The sequence below is a fragment of the Candidatus Omnitrophota bacterium genome, assembly GCA_040755155.1.
Classification (GTDB): domain Bacteria; phylum Hinthialibacterota; class Hinthialibacteria; order Hinthialibacterales; family Hinthialibacteraceae; genus JBFMBP01.
On sequence record JBFMBP010000091.1, the window covers coordinates 65,967 to 83,175 of the forward strand.

The following is a 17,209-nucleotide window of genomic DNA, read 5'->3' on the forward strand; positions in this document are numbered from 1 at the left end:
TATAGAATAGTAGGGTGGGATCGAAGCGAAGCATAGCCCGCCGCAACGGATGCGGATAGAGGATTATTTAATCCCTTTACTGGATCGAAAGACGATCGTATTAAAATCAACTCGATTATAGGCATGTTGAACATGAATAAACCAATCATCGATCAACATACAAACCCATCGGCGTATATTCCGCTGATTGTCGACCGGTTGAAAACAATCCATCCTTACAAAATTATTTTGTTCGGCTCGCTCGCCTACGGGGAGCCGAAGGAAGATAGCGATATCGATTTATTGGTGGTCGTCAATCGGGATGATTTTCCCAAGAACTATCGAGAAAAAAGCGATCTATATGTGGAAACGTCGCGTTCAATCGACGAATTCCATAAACAAGTTTCCATCGATTTAATCGTTCATACTAAAGCCATGTATCGGAAATTCATCGAACTCGGCAGTCTATTCTCGCAAGAGATCGTTAAAAAAGGAATCGTGTTATATGAAGTCGATGACGAAGGAATGGTTGAATCTGGCAAAGGATGATCTTGACGCCTGTAAGCAACTGCTCCATATAAAACATTTAACCAATGTTGTTTCTTTTCATGCTCAACAAGCCGTGGAAAAAACACTTAAGGCTGTGATCGAGGAATATCATACCGTTTTAGTGAAAACGCATAATCTGGAAAGTTTGTATGAATGCGTAAAATCGTATGGCGTTGTGATTTCCGATGTCGATTTGTTGGGAAAATTGGATAATTTATATATCGACTCACGTTATCCAAGCGATACAGGTTTATTACCGTATGGAAAACCAACGGTAGAAGACGCCCAAGAGTTTTATTCCTTCGCCGAAAAAACGCATCGCCAGGTGAAAGCCATTTTGATGGAAAGAACATAAACCAATTAGGTAGGGTGGGATCAAAGCGAAGCGTAGCCCACCTTCTTTTAAGAAAAGCGATTTAGGGTAATCATAAAGCGCAACTCCCCATTCTCCTGAGCAAAGGATCAACGATGCCCGTACAAACTATAGCCGTCGAGAACGGCCAAGTCAAAATCATCGATCAGACATTGCTCCCCACTCGAACGAAATACCTCACCGTCGAAACCATTGACGACATGTGGGAAGCCATCAAGATTCTCCGCGTCCGCGGCGCGCCCGCCATCGGCATCGCCGCCGCTTTTGGCCTCTATTTAGGCGTTAAAGATTCCCCGGCGTCCGATTTCGGCGCATTTTATAAAGATGTGGAAAAAGCGGCGGATTACCTGGCATCATCCCGTCCCACCGCCGTCAATCTCTTTTGGGCGCTCGACCGCGTCAAGCGCGTCGTTTGTGACAATGCCTCGCTTCCGGTTGATCAATTGAAGAAGCGCATCTTCCAGGAAGGCGTTGATATGGTAGATGAGGACAACCGCGTTTGCCGCGCCATCGGCGAATACGGCGAGACGCTGCTCAAGGACGGCGATGGCGTCCTTACGCACTGCAACGCGGGCGGCTTGGCGACGGCGCAGTACGGCACGGCGCTCGCTCCCATCTATATCGCCAAGGAAAAAGGGAAAAACATCCACGTCTATTCCGACGAGACGCGCCCCTTGCTCCAAGGCGCCCGCCTGACGGCGTGGGAACTGCGCGAAGAAGGAATTCCGGTTACGCTGATTTGCGACAATATGGCCGCCACGGTTATGGCTAAGGGCTGGATTCAAGCCGTCATCGTCGGAACCGACCGCACCGTCGCCAACGGCGACGTGGCCAACAAAATCGGCACGTATGGCGTCGCCATTCTGGCGAAAGCTCATCATATTCCCTTTTACGTCGCGGTACCCACTTCCACCATCGATATGTCGCTCTCCGATGGTTCGCACATCCCCATCGAAGAGCGGGCGCCGGAAGAGATCGCCTGCAGCTTTGGACGCCGCATCGCTCCCGAAGGCATCGACATCTACAATCCCGCCTTCGACGTAACGCCGCACGAATACGTAACGGCGCTCATCACGGAAAAAGGAATCGTGCGTCCGCCTTACGACGTAAATTTAAAGAAAATTATGGCATAAAATCGCAGGGTGAGTCGAGCAAAGCAAGCCCCGCCTATATGGGTAAAATGGCGTCTTGCCTGTTTGCCTGCTATTGCTCGTTAACCGTAAGTGGGATGTTTATTACTCCCAAAAAACACTTTTGTAAGTCATGTAAAATGTGCTCAAAAGGCGGAGTGGCAAGGGCAAGTCGTTATTGTTCTCCCAACCTTTCAAGGCTGGGAGAAGAAATTTCGCTAAATTCGATTCTTTTCGCGTCATCGCGATTCGAAAGAGCAGCAATTATTAACGCATCAACGTCTCTTTTGAGCGATTTTTCCGATGGCATGAAAATATTGGTTGCGTAACATGAGTTAGTAAAAGGGAAGAGCGTTCGATCTATTCCCTATAGATTGTCCTGCGAAAAAATCAAAGGCAGGCTTTGCCTTGCCCTTGCCACCCCCTTCATTTAGAGCCGCTTACTCAATTCCCCGGCGTTGCGCTTCCAACAGAATCGCCTCCGTGGCGGTTGCGCCGATTCGCGTTGCGCCCAACGCCTGCACCCGTAAAACGTCGTCCAAAGTGCGTATGCCTCCGGCGGCTTTGACGAGTACGCGGGAAGAGCTATGCTTCCGCATCAATTGCAGATCGCGATCCGTTGCGCCGAGATAATTGTAGGAACCGTCTTTCTGTTTGACGAAGCCGTAGCCCGTGGAGGTTTTGACGTATTCGACGCCTGCGCCGTCGCAGATTTCGCAAAGCCGGATTTTATATTTATCCATAGTAAGAAAATCGTTCTCGAAAATGACTTTCAACAACGCGCCGTTCGCCCTCGCCGCTTTATGCACTTCCTCAATCTCCCGTTGAACGTAATCCCAATCCTCGCTCAGCGCTTTTCCGATGTTGATGACCATATCCAATTCCTCGGCGCCGTCCTTGCACGCCTGATCCGCTTCCAGCGTTTTGATATTCGTACAGCTATTCCCATGAGGAAAACCGACTACGGTTCCCACGGCGACATCCGTCATTTCCAACCACTCCACCGCGTCGCGAACGGCGTAAGGCTTGATGCAGACGCACGCGACGCGATATTTCGCCGCCAATTCGCAGCCTGCTTTCAATTCCTTATCGGTTAATGTAGGGTGCAACAGCGAGTGATCGATCATTTTGGCGATAGAGTTCATGGTATCTCCTGAAATGGGACGCATGGTTTACCCCATTTTCCTAAAAAAGCAATCATACTGCAATGAGAAGCCTCAATCCATTTGCAGAAAAGAAAAGATTGGGAACCTGCCGCTTTCATTGTATTATGATTTTCATTCCCCTATAGAGTCGTCTAAGACGCTGCTAATTTGAGGATGACGGCATGAAGCAGCGAGATAAACCGCTCAATGCCTCCAATTCGCGAGATGGGTAAAGGATGGAAAAACGATGGAATGTAAAAGAAGAACTTTTGTAAAAGGCGCTGGCGCCGTCGCGGCGGGCGCTCTCATTGGGACTTCCTCTTCCTGGGCGGGCGCCAACGATCGCATCAACATCGCCGTTATCGGCGTTCATGGACGCGGGAACGATCACATCAAAGGCCACCAGGCGCAAGAGAATGTGGAAGTGGCCGCCATCTGCGATCCCGATAAGCGCGTATTGGCGCAACGCGCCGAGGAATTCCAAAAGAATTACAATAAGCCGGTCAAAACCGTCGTCGATATGCGCGATCTTTTCAGCGATCCCGCCATTGACGCGGTCAGCATCGCCACTCCCAACCATTGGCACGCGCTCGCAACCATATGGGCTTGCCAGGCGGGTAAAGACGTCTACGTCGAAAAACCTGGCTCTCATAATATTTTCGAAGGACGCAAGATGATTGAAGCGGCATACAAATATCGCCGCATCGTGCAGCATGGCGTGCAGCTGCGCAGTTCGGCCGCCTTGCAGGAAGCCGTGCGCCTCTTGCGCGAGGGAGTCATCGGCGAACCCTATCTCGCCCGCGGCCTTTGCTTCCGCCGCCGTCCATCCATCGGTAAAAAGCCGCCGACATGGGTTCCCGAACATATCGACTACAATCTTTGGCTAGGACCGGCCAAGTGGCGTCCATTCTCCGAAAACGTCGTTCATTATAACTGGCATTGGCATTGGGATTTCGGCAACGGCGACGTCGGCAACCAAGGCGTTCATGAAACCGACATGTGCCTTTGGGGATTAGGAGTTAAATCGCTTCCCGATAAAGTGGTCGCCATGGGCGGCAAGTTTCTTTGGGATGACGATAAGGAAACGCCGGAATTGCTAACAACCAACTTTAAATTCACGCCGGAAAACAAAGTCGTCCAATTCGAGACGCGGCCCTGGAACACCAACGACGAAGGGGGCGCCAGCGTGGGGAATATTTTTTACGGCGCAAAAGGGTATATGGTTGTTCGAGGCTATGACGAGTTCGCCACTTTCCTCGGCGACCGGCGCGAACCAGGCCCCAAGGGGAGAGAAGGCGGCAACCATTTCGCCAACTTTCACAAAGCCATTCGCAGCCGCAACATGGCCGATCAGAACGGGCCGGTGGAAACCATCCATTACGCTTCCGCCATCGCCCATCTAGGCAATATCGCCTACCTCACGGGCCGCGCTCTCGATTTCGATCCGCGTACGGAACGCTTTGTCGGCGATGAAGACGCCAATCGCTATCTCAAACGCGATTACCGGCCGCCGTTCATCGTTCCCGAAGAAGTGTAATCGGGTATCGATGCTAAATGCCAAAAGCCGTGAAGAAGCGAACATTCTTCACGGCTTTGTCTTTATGATGGCTTACTTTTCTTGGAAGCAGCATGAATAGGCGTCTATTACAAACTGCCATCCACTCCGCCGCCGGAACGCCATGTAATATTGCCATTGCTATTTAAACCATTGCTGGATTCATAGGGCATTCCGCGGAATCCGTCTTGCACGACGCCGCCGTCTGGGCCGGCGCCGATCAAAGCGAATTCTCCATCTCCTAATGGCGAAACTCGCGAAATCGCCTGGTTATTAGGATGATATCCCTGAATGTTATGATCGTGAATCCATGGATTGTCGGGAATGGCGGGATCGCGGTCGAAATACGTATAGGTATCCAATTGTCCCGTCCAGGTTTCGCTTGTCGCTGCTTGTAAAGGATTTTTCAAAAAGGGATCCTGGGGTATGGCCGACATATAACTAACTGGCGTAGTGATTGGCGCCATAACGTCGCGCTGCAATCGGGTAGCTTTGCTGGGATTGGCGATGTTTCCGAAAAATTTGTTCAGCCGATCCACGCCGGTTTGGTTGTCGTCGTCCCAAATGTCGATGAGCAGCATCCCGCGCTCGACTTGAAACGATTGAATCGCCAAACCCAGGTTGCGGCAATCGGAAACCGAGCGGGCGATTTTCGCTCGGGTTTGGGCGTTGAGAAAATTAGGAACTGCAATGGCGGCCAGGATGCCGATGATCGCGACGACGATGAGCAGCTCAATCAAAGTAAATGCGCATTTTTTCATACGATCGCAACTCCAAGTCGATTTTTCGCCGCTTCCCTAAGCGGTTTTGATATTATGATGATTTCCGTATGATGGATATGAGTCCTATAAAAAAGAAAAAATAACGCCGAAGAAAAAGACAAACACTTTTTCCTATGAATTGTCTCTGCGATGAATTTCATTAATTCCTCTCCTAACAAATCGGCGAATTATTCGAAGCGATTTCCGATATAAATCGATATCCATCGACAGGGAGTAAATTATCTACGATCCTTTTCCCTCGTTCCGATGGCGATGATCGTCAACTCCTGCAGAGCCACAATCGCATCGCTTGTTCCGCCGTTCGTTCCAAATGATTCCGAGCATTCTCAATTGCCTCTTTCAAAGTAATTGGACCGGGCGCAAGCGAAAAATAGGCGATAATTCCCGCCTCGTGAAGGATGGACAAATCGCCGCAGAGGCTGCCGCCCAGAACGACGGCGGGAACGCCTTTTTGTTTTGCCCGGCGCGCTACTCCGGCGGGAACTTTACCGAAACGAGTGGAATCGTCGATCTTTCCTTCGCCCGTAAACGCAAGGCTGGCGCCATCGAGCGCCTCGTTCAGGCGGGCGTAATCGGCGATCAGGTCGAAGCCGGAACGGATTTCCGCGCCGCAAAACGCCGCCAATCCTGCACCTAGGCCGCCCGCCGCGCCGCCACCCGGCATGGCGCCGATGGTCGCGCCCATGTCCTTTTCCCAGAGCGCCGCTAGATTCGCCAATCCATCTTCTAGTAAGGGGATTATTTCCGTCGTCGCTCCTTTTTGCGGGCCGTAAACGGCCGCTGCTCCTTCCGGTCCCAACAGGGGATTCGTTACGTCGCTGGCAACCAGGATTTCTACTTTTTTTAATTGGGCGTGAACGGAAGAAGCGTCAATCCGCCGCACCGCCGCCATTCCCCGGCCTGTTGATTCCACTATTGCGCCCGCGCCGTCCAGCAACCGATAGCCAAGCGCTGCGGCCATCCCGGCGCCGCCGTCCGTGGTCGCGCTGCCGCCGATGCCGATGACGATCGTTTCGACGCCCCGATCCAACGCGTCGCGCATCATTTCGCCGGTTCCCCGCGTCGAAGTATTCAGTGGATTTTTTTCCGCTTCCGTCAGGCGCCATAAACCCGAAGCGGCGGCCATTTCCATCACGGCCGTCTTGCCGCCGTCAATCAAACCATATTTTACGGCGACAGGCCGCCCCAAAGGATCGGAAGCCGTCATCTCGATCCAATCGCCTGTACGGGCGGCTACCAACGCTTCCGTCGTCCCGTCTCCGCCGTCCGCCAAGGGAACGCAAACGGCGTCGATATCCCCTCGCGCCTGAAGTACGCCGCGCGCCATGGCGGCGGCCGCTTCGGGAGCGGATAGACATTCTTTAAAGGCGTTGGGCGCCAATACGATCTTCATGGCTTTTGCGTTTCTATTATCGGAAGCGGATTCCATTCCGGCGATACCCGCATCGGTTCTTTGCGTTCTTCCGTTTTCCAAACCAGACGCCAAGGATTTTTCGCCAACTGGCTGGACATATCGTCCAGATTGCCCAGAGCATTTTTCAGATTGAGGATGATCTGGTCTATATCTTCCCGATTGTCTACAACAATATGGTCGGCGTCGTTGATGGCTTTGACCAAACTATCTTGTATGGTTTGAATTCGCGAATCCAACGCCGCCAAGGATTCTTTGGCTTGCCGGATAGCGGCGATCGTCTCCGGACTGGCGGCGCGGAGGAAGCCGCTGGCTTGGGACATGATATCGTTCATCCCCCGCCCTGCATCCGTAACCAGACCTGGCAATCCCGCTGCGCCCATCCGTACGCTTTGTAAGGCAGGGATTACATTTTCCGAGGCGCTATCGATCAAGCCGGAAGCGTTGTTCAGCAGAGAAGCGATCCGCGGTTGGCTATCTTCCAGGATGACTTGAATTTTACCCATGATTTCCGTGACGTCCTTTTTGGCGGAGGAGATGAAGCCGGAGACTTCGGCGATGGGGCCGCCGATGCCGTCCAACGCGGTTTCGACTTTGGCCAATACCTTTTTCAAGTCACCCGCCAGCGAGAACACTTCGCCGATCGTGTAATTCGGCGTCGCGTTCAAAATAATTTTATCTTTTTCCAATTTTCCATTTTCCAAAAGCGTCTTGATCCGCTGCTCTGCGCTGCCTTTGGAAATGTTGATAAAGAAAGGAGAAAGCAATCCCGCGGAAGTAACTTGTACATTCGAATCGAGCGATACGGGATAATCCAAATCGATCTTGGCGACGATCAGCGCTTGCTCTTTTTCTTCGTCGTAGCGGATGCCGGTGATTGCGCCGATCTTTACGCCCGCATAGGTTACGGGCGCGAAATTATCCAATCCCACGACATTATCTACATAAATCGAAACGGTCGCACGGCTGGATAAGAGGGATTCGTAATTCCCTACGGAGATCGTCAACGACACGATCAACGCGGCGGATATCGCGACCATCAATCCCACTTTCACTTCGGACATGGAAAACGCGGACATCGATTCGACCCTTTCTCGAAATCCTGTCAGTTAACGTCCTTCATCCGCATCGATCAATCGTTAAAGGTTCGAAGCAAATCTTCAATATAATCGTCCGCCGACATTTGAAAGGGAACGGGTCCGTCCGCCAATCCTTCTACAAATTGGCGGATTAACGAATTTTGGGAATGCTGGAACCGTTCGGGGGAGCCTTGTTCGATGATGCGGCCGTTGTGCAGCATAATCATTTTATCGGCGATTTTAAATGCGCTGTCCATGTGATGCGTTACCACGATGGAGGTAATATCCAATTTATGGGATAGGTCCAGCATCAGGTTGTCGATGACGGCGGAGGTGATGGGGTCCAATCCCGCCGATGGTTCGTCGTAATAGACGATCTGCGGATCCAGGGCGATGGCGCGCGCCAGGCCGACGCGCTTCTTCATGCCGCCGGAAATTTGCGCGGGCTTTAAATCCTCGAATCCCCGCAATCCCACCAATTCCAATTTCATCTTTACGATCGTCCATATAATTTTCGGATCGAGATCGGTATGCTCCCGCAAAGGCAGCGCCACATTCTCCCCCACCGTCATGGAATTGAATAACGCCCCGTTTTGAAAAAGAATGCCGAAGCGGCGGCGGATGGAATTCAACTCGTCATCGCTCATGGCGACGATATTGACGCCGTCATACGCAATCTCCCCCGCATCCGGCTTCAGATACCCGACCAGCTGCTTGAGCAGCGTCGATTTTCCGCAGCCGCTGCCGCCGATAATGACGGTGGTTTTGCCCCTGGGAACGGTAAAGGAAACGTCATCGAGAACCCGCCGCGGACCGAAAGATTTTCCTAAATGCTTTACTTCGATGATGACGTCCTCGGCGGATAGAACGCCATTTGCTTTCTTGACCGAATCCAGAGAACGATGCGATTTAGCCTTCGCCGCACCGTCCGCCTCTATTCTTCGATTTTCAGTCATTAGAGTAACAGTTCTTCTATTATCAAAACTTACAATCGTATTACTATGGTTATTGATTGACAATGACAAACCATGTTTGTTTTTCGTCAGGAGTTTTCAATGCGATGGGAGTATTGTCGCCGTCGGAAAAGACAGCGTTTAAAAACGTCGACTTTTCCGGATCGAACCATCGCAGCCGATAAGGCGCATCCCTGACAGGAACAGCCAACTTTACTTCTCCTCCTGTGGGGAAATAGACGGCGTAATTCGTTCCCCCCGCGAGGCAATAGGCTTCGTTCTCTTCCCGATCGGATAACAAAGCCGGTTTAGGTTCGGAATGGAAAATATCGAATTCGCCGAACAATGTCTGCGCAGCCTGGATCGTTTTTTGCGCCCGTTCGTCCAAGCCGATTCCGCCGTCGGGACGGTGAAAACGGGTGGAGGCGCAGCCGGCGAATACGTTCTGCCACCATCGGTCGACGGAAATGATAGGATCGTTAGGTTTGCCGCCGCCTTGGCGTTGATACACTTTAACATTGTTCATAGGACGAACTCCCCCCGGCTGATCGACTAACATATTGCGATACCACATTAAATTGTCGTAATGAGTCTGGCCGACTTGCCAGTTGTTTTGCGATACGTCCACAAAGGAAAACCGTTCCGGATATTTGTAGGTTCGGCTATGCTGTTCGTCGCGCAAATCCCAGGCGTCCCACATTTCCGTCAATTGAACTTCATAGCCTTGTTGTTTCGCCTTTTTATGAATGAAATCCGCCCAATAGTGCGGCCATTCCGCGGGCGCCTTGGTCTCGTTATCCATGCAATACAACACGTTTCCATAGGGAAGCGAGACATCCAGAACTTTATTTACGAACGCCTGTTGATAATGAAGAACCTTTTCATCGTTGTTCAGTTTGGGAACCGATAAAAAGAAAGGATTGCGCATTTCCGCGGGATGATGATCCCATTCGGGAACCAGCTTCGCATCCGACGAATCGTAATTGGAATTCAACGTAGGATTGAATGGATTTTTCAACCAAAATTCGCGATAATAATCGAACGTGGCCCAGATTTCGATTTGGACGACGACATCCATCGCCTGAGCTTCCCGCAAGCAATTTTCCAATCGGTCCCAGAATTTGGGATCAAATTCGTTGAGATCATACAATCCATTATCTTTCTTTGCGAACGGCCATACGTTCCCCTCGTCGCGGCAGGATAAAGTGCAGCGAATATAATTGGCGCCGCATAGTTTCATTTTTTTGAAATTGTCTTCCATCAAGGATGGATTGTTGAAGAGATTATCCTCGTCGGAACCGCCCAACAGCAAAATGGGCTTTTGCTTATATTGCCAATAATGCAAATTTTTCGGCCACGGTTGAATGCGGTCTTTCGCGTTCGATTTTCCCTGAGAAAAAGTGAAGGCGGCAACTGACATCAACATGATGAGCATTGTTAATAGCGTACATTTCATCTTGAAACAATAATTTTTCATAACGTCAAACCTCCTAATAGATTCGTTTTGAAGCGACGAGCTATTCGAAAGCCGCTTCGTAAAATTGATAATGCGACGTTTTCATGCCCAAGTCGATATATGTTTTTTGAGCGCCGGTATTCTCTTTTTCCACGTACAGCCGCAAGCCGACGGCGCCGTCCTCTTTCGCTTCTTTGGCGATTTGTTCGTAAATCGCTCGAAAAACTCCTTTGCGGCGCCAGGAAGGGATTACGTAGACGCTTTGAATCCACCACCACCAGCCGTTGCGCCAGTCCGACCATTCCAAAGTGATAAGCGTTTGCGCTATGGCTTCTCCCTGAGCTTCGGCGAGGTAATACCATCCTTTGCGCGAATCGTTCAACGCCGCGCCGATTCCGCCTTCCAGGCGCTTGCGGTCGAGAACCAAACCTTCCGTCTCATAGGCCATCGCCGCATTGAAATCGGCGATCGTCGGCAAATCAATTTCGTTTGCCCTGCGAATGGAAAAAGTCATTGGATAAATCTTTCTACGAAATTACTCGCGTATAGAGATAATATAGAACCAATCGATAAAATCCCATCCGATATGCTGAAATGGGAAAGGCGCAGTGGACTGCGCCATTTCCTTTATTTCATTTCGCCATAAAAACGGCTATTTTATTGATTGTTTCTGCGGCAACGGCAAAAGCCGATCGTCGCTGGAGACGATTCTCAAACTAGCCGACCAACCGCCGCCCGCTTGCAGCGCTTTTAAAAGAATACGATTGACGCCGGGTTGGAGAACGACGTTCATCGAATCCTGATCGGGACTCCACCCGCGATCGCCAAGAAATTCACCCACTTTTTCGCCGTTGAGATAGCAGGCGAAATCGTCGTCGCTGCCCACGAGAAACTTCGCGTTCTTTTTTTGATCGCACGTCGCTTCGGCGTAGAGATACGCCCCTGCGTTGTTAAGATCGCCGTAGAGTTTGTTGAATTCGAGCAGGCCGTTGAAATTGTCGATCAACTTATAATTCCAGGAAAATTTTTGGCCGCCGATGGAGATCGGCTTGGATAAATCGACTGGTTGCTTCACGTCGAAGACGTCCGTCTTGCGCAATTTTTCCCGATCTGGAATTGGTCCCAACGTCCACCAATGGATGATATATCCGTTTTTGACAATCATATCGGAGAGCATTTCCGTCGAACCTAAAGCCTGCAAACGCGAAGTCAATGCGCGCAGAAGATCAACATTCTCCGTGGCGCGAGCGGCCGCCGCGCATAAAGCGACGGCGTCTTGATGGCGGTCTGCCTTTTCTAACGCCTCCGATAAGAGAATCGCCGCCGAAACCGCCGCGTTGCGCAGGTTCTCTCCGCCCTCGTGCAGCGCTTCTAAGACGAGCCGGACGCAAGAGGGATCGCCGAGCTTGCCGATGGCTTCCAGCGCCGCCTGTTGCAGGTTTTCATCAGGGCTTTTTGCGTAATGCAGTATCAACGGCAAGGCTTTTGCATCGCCCCGGACGCCCAACAGCCGCAGCAGCGCTGGCGCATCTCCCGAACCATCCGCCAAAGCGCGCAAAATCCCATTCGCGGCTTCTTCGCCGGGAAGTTGGGCGAGAGCGGAAGCAGCGGCGTCTTTCAACAATCCATCGCTTTGAATCATTGTTTCCAAAAGCATAGGCGCCGCTTTCTTCGCCGCTTCGTCTTGGCGCTCTCCTACGAGCGCAATCAACGCTAGACGTTCCGCCAAAGGCGTGATGCCCAATTCTTGAACCAGCGCCTGGGTAACGGCTTCTCCCGGCATTTGCGCCAAGCGGCCTTGCGCCAAACCGCGCAGTTCCTGCTGCGGCGAACGCATGGCCTGAATCAGCATAGGCAAGGCTTTTTCGCCCATGATCTCCGCCATGCCCGCCAATCCTGCGCAACGAAGCGCCGGACATTCATCCTGGAGAAATCGCTTATAAATCGTAATGGCTTTGGATACCTGGCCTTGTTGACGCCATTTTTCCGCCAAAACCAAAAGCGAGTTGGCAGCCGATTGGCGTTCTGTCTCTTCTCCGTTTTGGAATACGGCCCATAAGGCTTTTTCGGTTTGCGGCAGGGCGATGCGGCCCGCCGCTTCGATGGCGGCGCAGCGGATGATGGGATTATCATTCGACAAAGCGGCAGCGACGGCCGCGCCGCCCTCTGCGTCTCCTCGCGATCCCAGCGTTATCAACAAAGCGCATTGCCATTCCGTTCCTTGGGCAGGCTCAATGGCGGAGACGATCGCTTGCTCCGCCGCCGCGCCGGGAATCCTCTCCAACGCCCCGCGCGCTTTTTCACGAAAATCTATGTCGTCCAACAACTGCGCCAGCGATGGGACGGCTTGATCGCCGCCGGCGTAAGAAAGCATTTCGATGGCGAATAATTTCGCGCTGGAAGAATAATCGTTTTTCAGAATATCCAATAAGGCCGATTCCACGGCGAGTCGATCCTGCTTCGCGCCGGGCGCAGTGGATCGAAAAACGATAGTTTCGACAACGCGGCGGGCGTATTTGTCTTCAAATAAATTATTGCTCCCGACGCCTTGAATGACGGATGCGAAAATGGCAGGCCCTTTGGCGGCGAGCGATTCCAAGGCCATTTGTCTTACATTTTCCTCCGGCGAGCCGAGTTGGCGGACAACGTCTTGCGACTCGGCGGCCAAGGCGGCGCAAAGGAGCATTCCAAGGACGAGTCCTTTTATAGATTTAACGATACTCATATCGATTTCTCCTCCATTTTTGAATTACAGGCGCCAGGGAGCGCGGTAGGGTTTGAATAGCCAACGGTTGGCTTCCTCGTCGCCGACGAATTTTTCGCGCTCAGGGTCCCACTGCAACTTTCGCCCCAAACGCAGCGCGATATTCCCCAAATGGGCGCAGGTTACGGAACGGTGGCCAATTTCGGCGTCGCAGATGGGACGGCGGCGCGCGCGGATGCAATCCATCCAGTTTCGTTCGTGGCCTGGGCTGCGATAGAAATGGACGTCATTGGGGCCGAGTTTTTCCTGAAGCAATTCCTTGGGTTCGGCGATCAAGCCGCCGCGCCAAACATGCACCCAGCCCTCTGTTCCTTCGAATTTGGTTCCATGCTCTGGATTCGCGGCGATCATGCGGACGCCATTGGCATATTCATATTCCACGTGAAATTGGGTATAGGTTTCGAAACGTCCGCTCGTAGGCAAGGTTCCCGTTCCTTCGACGGATACGGGGCCGCTGCGGTCCATTCCCAATCCCCATTGAGCAATATCGAAATGGTGGGCGCCCCAGTCGGTCATTTGGCCGCCGGAATAATCGAAGAACCAACGGAAACTCCAAAAGGCGCGGTCTTTGTTAAAAGGAACCAAGGGCGCCGGGCCGAGGTACATATTCCAGTCCATGCCATCAGGCGGATCGGCGTTGGGACTATTGCCTCCGGCGGAGCCGTTGGGAAGAAAAACGCGGACGGTATGAACCTTGCCGATTCGTCCGCTTTGAACCAATTCGCAGGCAAAGCGGAACTCTTCGCTGGAACGCTGCTGGCTGCCCACTTGGAATACGCAGCCATACCTTTGCGCCGCTTTGACTAACTGCTTGCCTTCGTGAATCGTTAACGTCAGAGGTTTTTGGCAATAGATATCCTTCCCCGCCTCGCAAGCGGAAATCGCGATACGCGTATGCCAATGATCCGGCGTGGCGATAATGACGGCGTCGATGTCGCCGCGGTCGAGCAGTTCGCGGAAATCGTTGTATGCGGAGCAATTTTCGTTTTCGTATTTGTAATCGACTCTCTCCTTGGCGCCCATGCGATGCGGTTCGTAAACGTCGCAGGTTGCCAGCACCTGCGAATCGGCGAATCCCAAAACGACGCTCATGTTCGCCGTTCCCATGCCCCCGCAGCCAATGAGGCCGACGGAGATGCGGTCGTTGGCGGAAACTCGTCCCTTGGCGTGAAGGTTGCGCGCGAAAAAAGGCATGGCCAGCGCCGACGAACCGGCCCGCCCCAAAAACGCTCGTCTCGTCATCGAATGCGACATTGCGATCCTCCCAAAGGTTGATGTTAAAATCAAATAACTCCGCCCTTTTCGGCGAAAAACGGCGCCCTTGGCTCGAGCACGCCGATCAGCCAACCAAAGCCGGATTGATTTCGCGATTATTCTTGGTAGATTACCATAGGTTGCCAAGGCGCGATAGATTATGGAAAAGGAGAAAATGATGAAATTGTTGGAAATGCGCTACCGCCCGTTGGGCCGTTGCGGAACGAAAGTAAGCCAATTCGGTCTCGGAGGATGGACGACGTTCGGCGACAGCGTGAAGGACGCATCGTCCATCCGCTCCATTCTCTACGCCGCTTACGACGCGGGCGTTAATTTTTTCGACATGGCCGACGTATACGGCGCGGGAGAAACGGAACGAGCGATGGGGGAGATTCTGCGCGATTTTCCCCGCCGCGAACTCGTCCTATCCAGCAAAGTCTTTTTTCCCATGAGCGACGCCATCAACGATCGCGGACTCTCCCGCAAGCATATTATGGAGTCCATCGACGGCAGCCTGCGGCGCATCGGCGCCGATTATCTCGATATTTACTTTTGCCATCGCTTTGATGAGGAAACTCCGTTGGAGGAGACGGTCCGCGCTATGGACGACCTCGTACATCAAGGCAAGATCGTTTATTGGGGAACCAGCGAATGGAGCGGCGCCCAACTGTCCGAAGCGCAACTGCTTTGTGAACGCCGAAACTATTACCCGCCCCAAGTGGAGCAGCCGCGCTACAGCCTGCTGGCGCGCGACCGCTTCGAAAACGACGTTCGGCCCGCCGCTATGAAGCATGGCATGGGATTAACGACATTCAGCCCATTGGCTTTTGGAACTCTTACGGGGAAATACGACAAAGGTTTGCCGGAAGGCTCGCGGCTGGATCAGATCGAATGGCTGCGCGGGCGCACCAATTCCAACATCAATATCGAACGGGTGCGCAAAATGAAATACCTCGCCGATTCTCTGGGCTGCGAGCGCTCACAACTCGCTCTCGCCTGGGTTGCCTCTCAACCGGGCGTCTCCAGCGTCATCACCGGCGCGACGAAATTGGAGCAATTGCAGGAAAACCTCGGCGCGTTGTCCGTTGAAATCACGGAAGAAATCAACATGGAACTCGATATGATTTTCCCGGATTAATTGGACAAGCCCATTTACGAACCGATCTTATCCATAAACAATATCACCGGCGGATCCATGCCAGGCTACAAGACGCACATAACCGGAGCGCTTCTTTTTTGCGGTTTGCTCTCCCTTTTTCCGTTTTGGCTTCCGTTGCCGATAACCGGAAAAATCGCTTGCGCCGCTCTCGCCGTCTTTTTCGGCCTTTGGCCGGATGTTGACGCCAAAAGCAAGGGACAGGCGATTTACCTTACCGTCTTCCTGATCGTGGATGCGGCGTTGATTTACTTAAAAGAATACGAAAAGGCGGCTTATCTCGGCCTGTTAATCGTTCTGCCCATCCTCGCCCGCCATCGCGGTTGGACTCATAGTTTGTTAGGCATGATTATAGTTCCCGGTGGAATATTTCTCATCGTTCTTCATTACTCCGGCGGGCGCCCGATGGATTTTTTCCCGTATTTCTTCGCCGCCGTATTGGGATATGCCAGCCATTTGATCCTGGATCGCTTCTTCTGATCGCCGGTCTCTACCTTCCGCCGTCCAATTCCAAATCGCGCAGCATTTGCCAATCTTGTTTGGGATCGCGTCCGGCGGTTGTAAGGTAATTTCCAATCATCATGCTGTCCGCGCCCGCGAAGAAGATCATGCTCTGCAAATCGCGCAGATTTTTGTCGCGCCCGCCGCAGATTTTGATCTCCTGTTTCGGCAGCATGAAACGGTAAAGCGCGATCGTTATTAGGCAAGTTAAGGGCGGCAGGGGCGCCGCATTCGCCAATGGCGTTCCGGGAATGGGGTGAAGAAAATTCATCGGAACCGTATCTACGTTCAACTCGCGCAGCGTCAGCGCCAGGTCGACGCGATCTTCCAAGGTTTCCCCCAACCCGAAGATGCCGCCGGAGCATAGTTTGATCCCCGCCTCCCGCATGGCTCGCAGCGTCTCCAGCCGTTCCTGGTAGGTATGCGTCGTACAGATCGACGGGAAAAACCTTTCCGACGTTTCCAGGTTATGATTGATTTCGGTTACGCCGCATTCGCGCAGATATTGGAGTTGCTCGCGGGAGAGAATGCCGAACGATCCATGCGCCTCCATTCCCGTCTCGCCGAGTATGCGTCGAATCATTTCGCCCAGCGTTTCCAATTCTTTTCGATGGCGGACGCCTCTGCCGCTGATTACGGGCGCGAACGATTCGGCCCCGTCCGCCTTGGCCTCGCGCGCTCGTTCCACGACCTCGTCCGGCGTCATGATTCCATAGACGGGAGCGCCCGTCGAGAAAAGCGCCGATTGCGCGCAAAAAGCGCAGTCTTCCGGACATGCGCCCGACTTGGCGTTAACGATGGAGCAGAGGCTGACCTTCTCTCCGCGAAAAAGTCGCCGGATTTTCTGGGCGTGATGAAAGAGGAGCAAGGCGTCGTTTCGATCCAAGGAACCGATCTGAAGCGCCTCCTCCTTCGTAATGAAACCGCCGTCAAGAATCCTGGCCGTTATTTCATGCAAAAATTCGTAAAGCGGACGATCGTCCGCCATGAGCGGCGTTTCCGTCATTATTTCATCGATTTTCGTCATTCGAATCTCTCCCTATTGTTCGTTACGAATTTTTTTCTCGAAGACGATTTCGTAAAGATATTCGTCTTCTATTGGAAATCTTCTTGACCGGCAAT

The 17,209-nt window shown here is 52.4% G+C and carries 16 protein-coding genes; 6 read left to right on the plus strand and 10 right to left on the minus strand.

Annotation, left to right across the window (positions count from 1 at the left end):
* Positions 1–132: 132 nt before the first annotated feature.
* From AB1656_13245 to mtnA, 3 genes are all read left to right on the plus strand, one after another.
* Positions 133–528 carry a nucleotidyltransferase domain-containing protein gene (locus AB1656_13245; GenBank protein MEW6236346.1) on the plus strand — a complete coding sequence of 132 codons (396 nt, stop codon included), beginning with the start codon at positions 133–135 and terminating at the stop codon, positions 526–528.
* Positions 485–883 (plus strand): HEPN domain-containing protein, encoded by a 399-nt coding sequence (locus AB1656_13250; protein MEW6236347.1) that lies wholly within the window; start codon positions 485–487, stop codon positions 881–883. Before AB1656_13245 ends, AB1656_13250 begins: the two co-directional genes overlap by 44 nt.
* A 113-nt stretch (positions 884–996) precedes the next feature.
* On the plus strand, positions 997–2,034 hold the full coding sequence (gene mtnA, locus AB1656_13255) for an S-methyl-5-thioribose-1-phosphate isomerase (GenBank protein ID MEW6236348.1): 1,038 nt from the start codon (positions 997–999) through the stop codon (positions 2,032–2,034).
* A gap of 437 nt (positions 2,035–2,471) precedes the next feature.
* Here the strand turns inward: mtnA and deoC are convergent, their stop codons facing one another.
* A complete protein-coding gene (deoC, locus tag AB1656_13260) occupies positions 2,472–3,176 on the minus strand; it encodes a deoxyribose-phosphate aldolase (protein MEW6236349.1) in 705 nt (234 codons plus the stop codon).
* A 247-nt stretch (positions 3,177–3,423) separates the two neighbouring features.
* Between deoC and AB1656_13265 the strand changes: the two genes are divergently transcribed.
* Positions 3,424–4,713: a Gfo/Idh/MocA family oxidoreductase gene (locus tag AB1656_13265; GenBank protein ID MEW6236350.1), complete on the plus strand. Its 1,290-nt coding sequence runs from the start codon at positions 3,424–3,426 to the stop codon at positions 4,711–4,713.
* A 107-nt stretch (positions 4,714–4,820) separates the two neighbouring features.
* Here AB1656_13265 and AB1656_13270 read toward each other — a convergent pair whose 3' ends face one another.
* From AB1656_13270 to AB1656_13305, 8 genes are all read right to left on the minus strand, one after another.
* Entirely contained in the window at positions 4,821–5,492 is a 672-nt protein-coding gene (locus tag AB1656_13270; GenBank protein ID MEW6236351.1) for a prepilin-type N-terminal cleavage/methylation domain-containing protein, read from the minus strand.
* Between the two features lie 280 nt (positions 5,493–5,772).
* The gene (locus AB1656_13275) at positions 5,773–6,906 is read right to left on the minus strand and encodes a glycerate kinase (protein ID MEW6236352.1); all 1,134 of its coding nucleotides are present in this window, start codon (positions 6,904–6,906) and stop codon (positions 5,773–5,775) included.
* The gene (locus tag AB1656_13280) at positions 6,903–8,003 is read right to left on the minus strand and encodes an MlaD family protein (protein ID MEW6236353.1); all 1,101 of its coding nucleotides are present in this window, start codon (positions 8,001–8,003) and stop codon (positions 6,903–6,905) included. The genes AB1656_13275 and AB1656_13280 overlap by 4 nt, the downstream gene beginning before the upstream one ends.
* 53 nt (positions 8,004–8,056) lie before the next feature.
* Positions 8,057–8,959, minus strand: coding sequence for an ABC transporter ATP-binding protein (locus AB1656_13285; protein ID MEW6236354.1), 903 nt, complete (start codon positions 8,957–8,959; stop codon positions 8,057–8,059).
* A gap of 49 nt (positions 8,960–9,008) precedes the next feature.
* Positions 9,009–10,433, minus strand: coding sequence for a hypothetical protein (locus AB1656_13290; GenBank protein ID MEW6236355.1), 1,425 nt, complete (start codon positions 10,431–10,433; stop codon positions 9,009–9,011).
* Between the two features lie 40 nt (positions 10,434–10,473).
* Positions 10,474–10,926, minus strand: coding sequence for a GNAT family N-acetyltransferase (locus AB1656_13295; GenBank protein ID MEW6236356.1), 453 nt, complete (start codon positions 10,924–10,926; stop codon positions 10,474–10,476).
* A 138-nt stretch (positions 10,927–11,064) separates the two neighbouring features.
* Positions 11,065–13,137 (minus strand): HEAT repeat domain-containing protein, encoded by a 2,073-nt coding sequence (locus tag AB1656_13300; GenBank protein MEW6236357.1) that lies wholly within the window; start codon positions 13,135–13,137, stop codon positions 11,065–11,067.
* Positions 13,138–13,161: 24 nt separating this feature from the next.
* The gene (locus tag AB1656_13305) at positions 13,162–14,430 is read right to left on the minus strand and encodes a Gfo/Idh/MocA family oxidoreductase (GenBank protein MEW6236358.1); all 1,269 of its coding nucleotides are present in this window, start codon (positions 14,428–14,430) and stop codon (positions 13,162–13,164) included.
* A 193-nt stretch (positions 14,431–14,623) separates the two neighbouring features.
* Between AB1656_13305 and AB1656_13310 the strand changes: the two genes are divergently transcribed.
* Both AB1656_13310 and AB1656_13315 read left to right on the plus strand, forming a co-directional pair.
* Positions 14,624–15,568, plus strand: coding sequence for an aldo/keto reductase family protein (locus AB1656_13310; protein MEW6236359.1), 945 nt, complete (start codon positions 14,624–14,626; stop codon positions 15,566–15,568).
* Positions 15,569–16,066, plus strand: coding sequence for a metal-dependent hydrolase (locus tag AB1656_13315; GenBank protein MEW6236360.1), 498 nt, complete (start codon positions 15,569–15,571; stop codon positions 16,064–16,066). It begins immediately after the preceding gene.
* A 10-nt stretch (positions 16,067–16,076) separates the two neighbouring features.
* Here the strand turns inward: AB1656_13315 and bioB are convergent, their stop codons facing one another.
* A complete protein-coding gene (gene bioB / locus AB1656_13320; GenBank protein MEW6236361.1) occupies positions 16,077–17,075 on the minus strand; it encodes a biotin synthase BioB in 999 nt (332 codons plus the stop codon).
* Between the last annotated feature and the right edge of the window lie 134 nt (positions 17,076–17,209).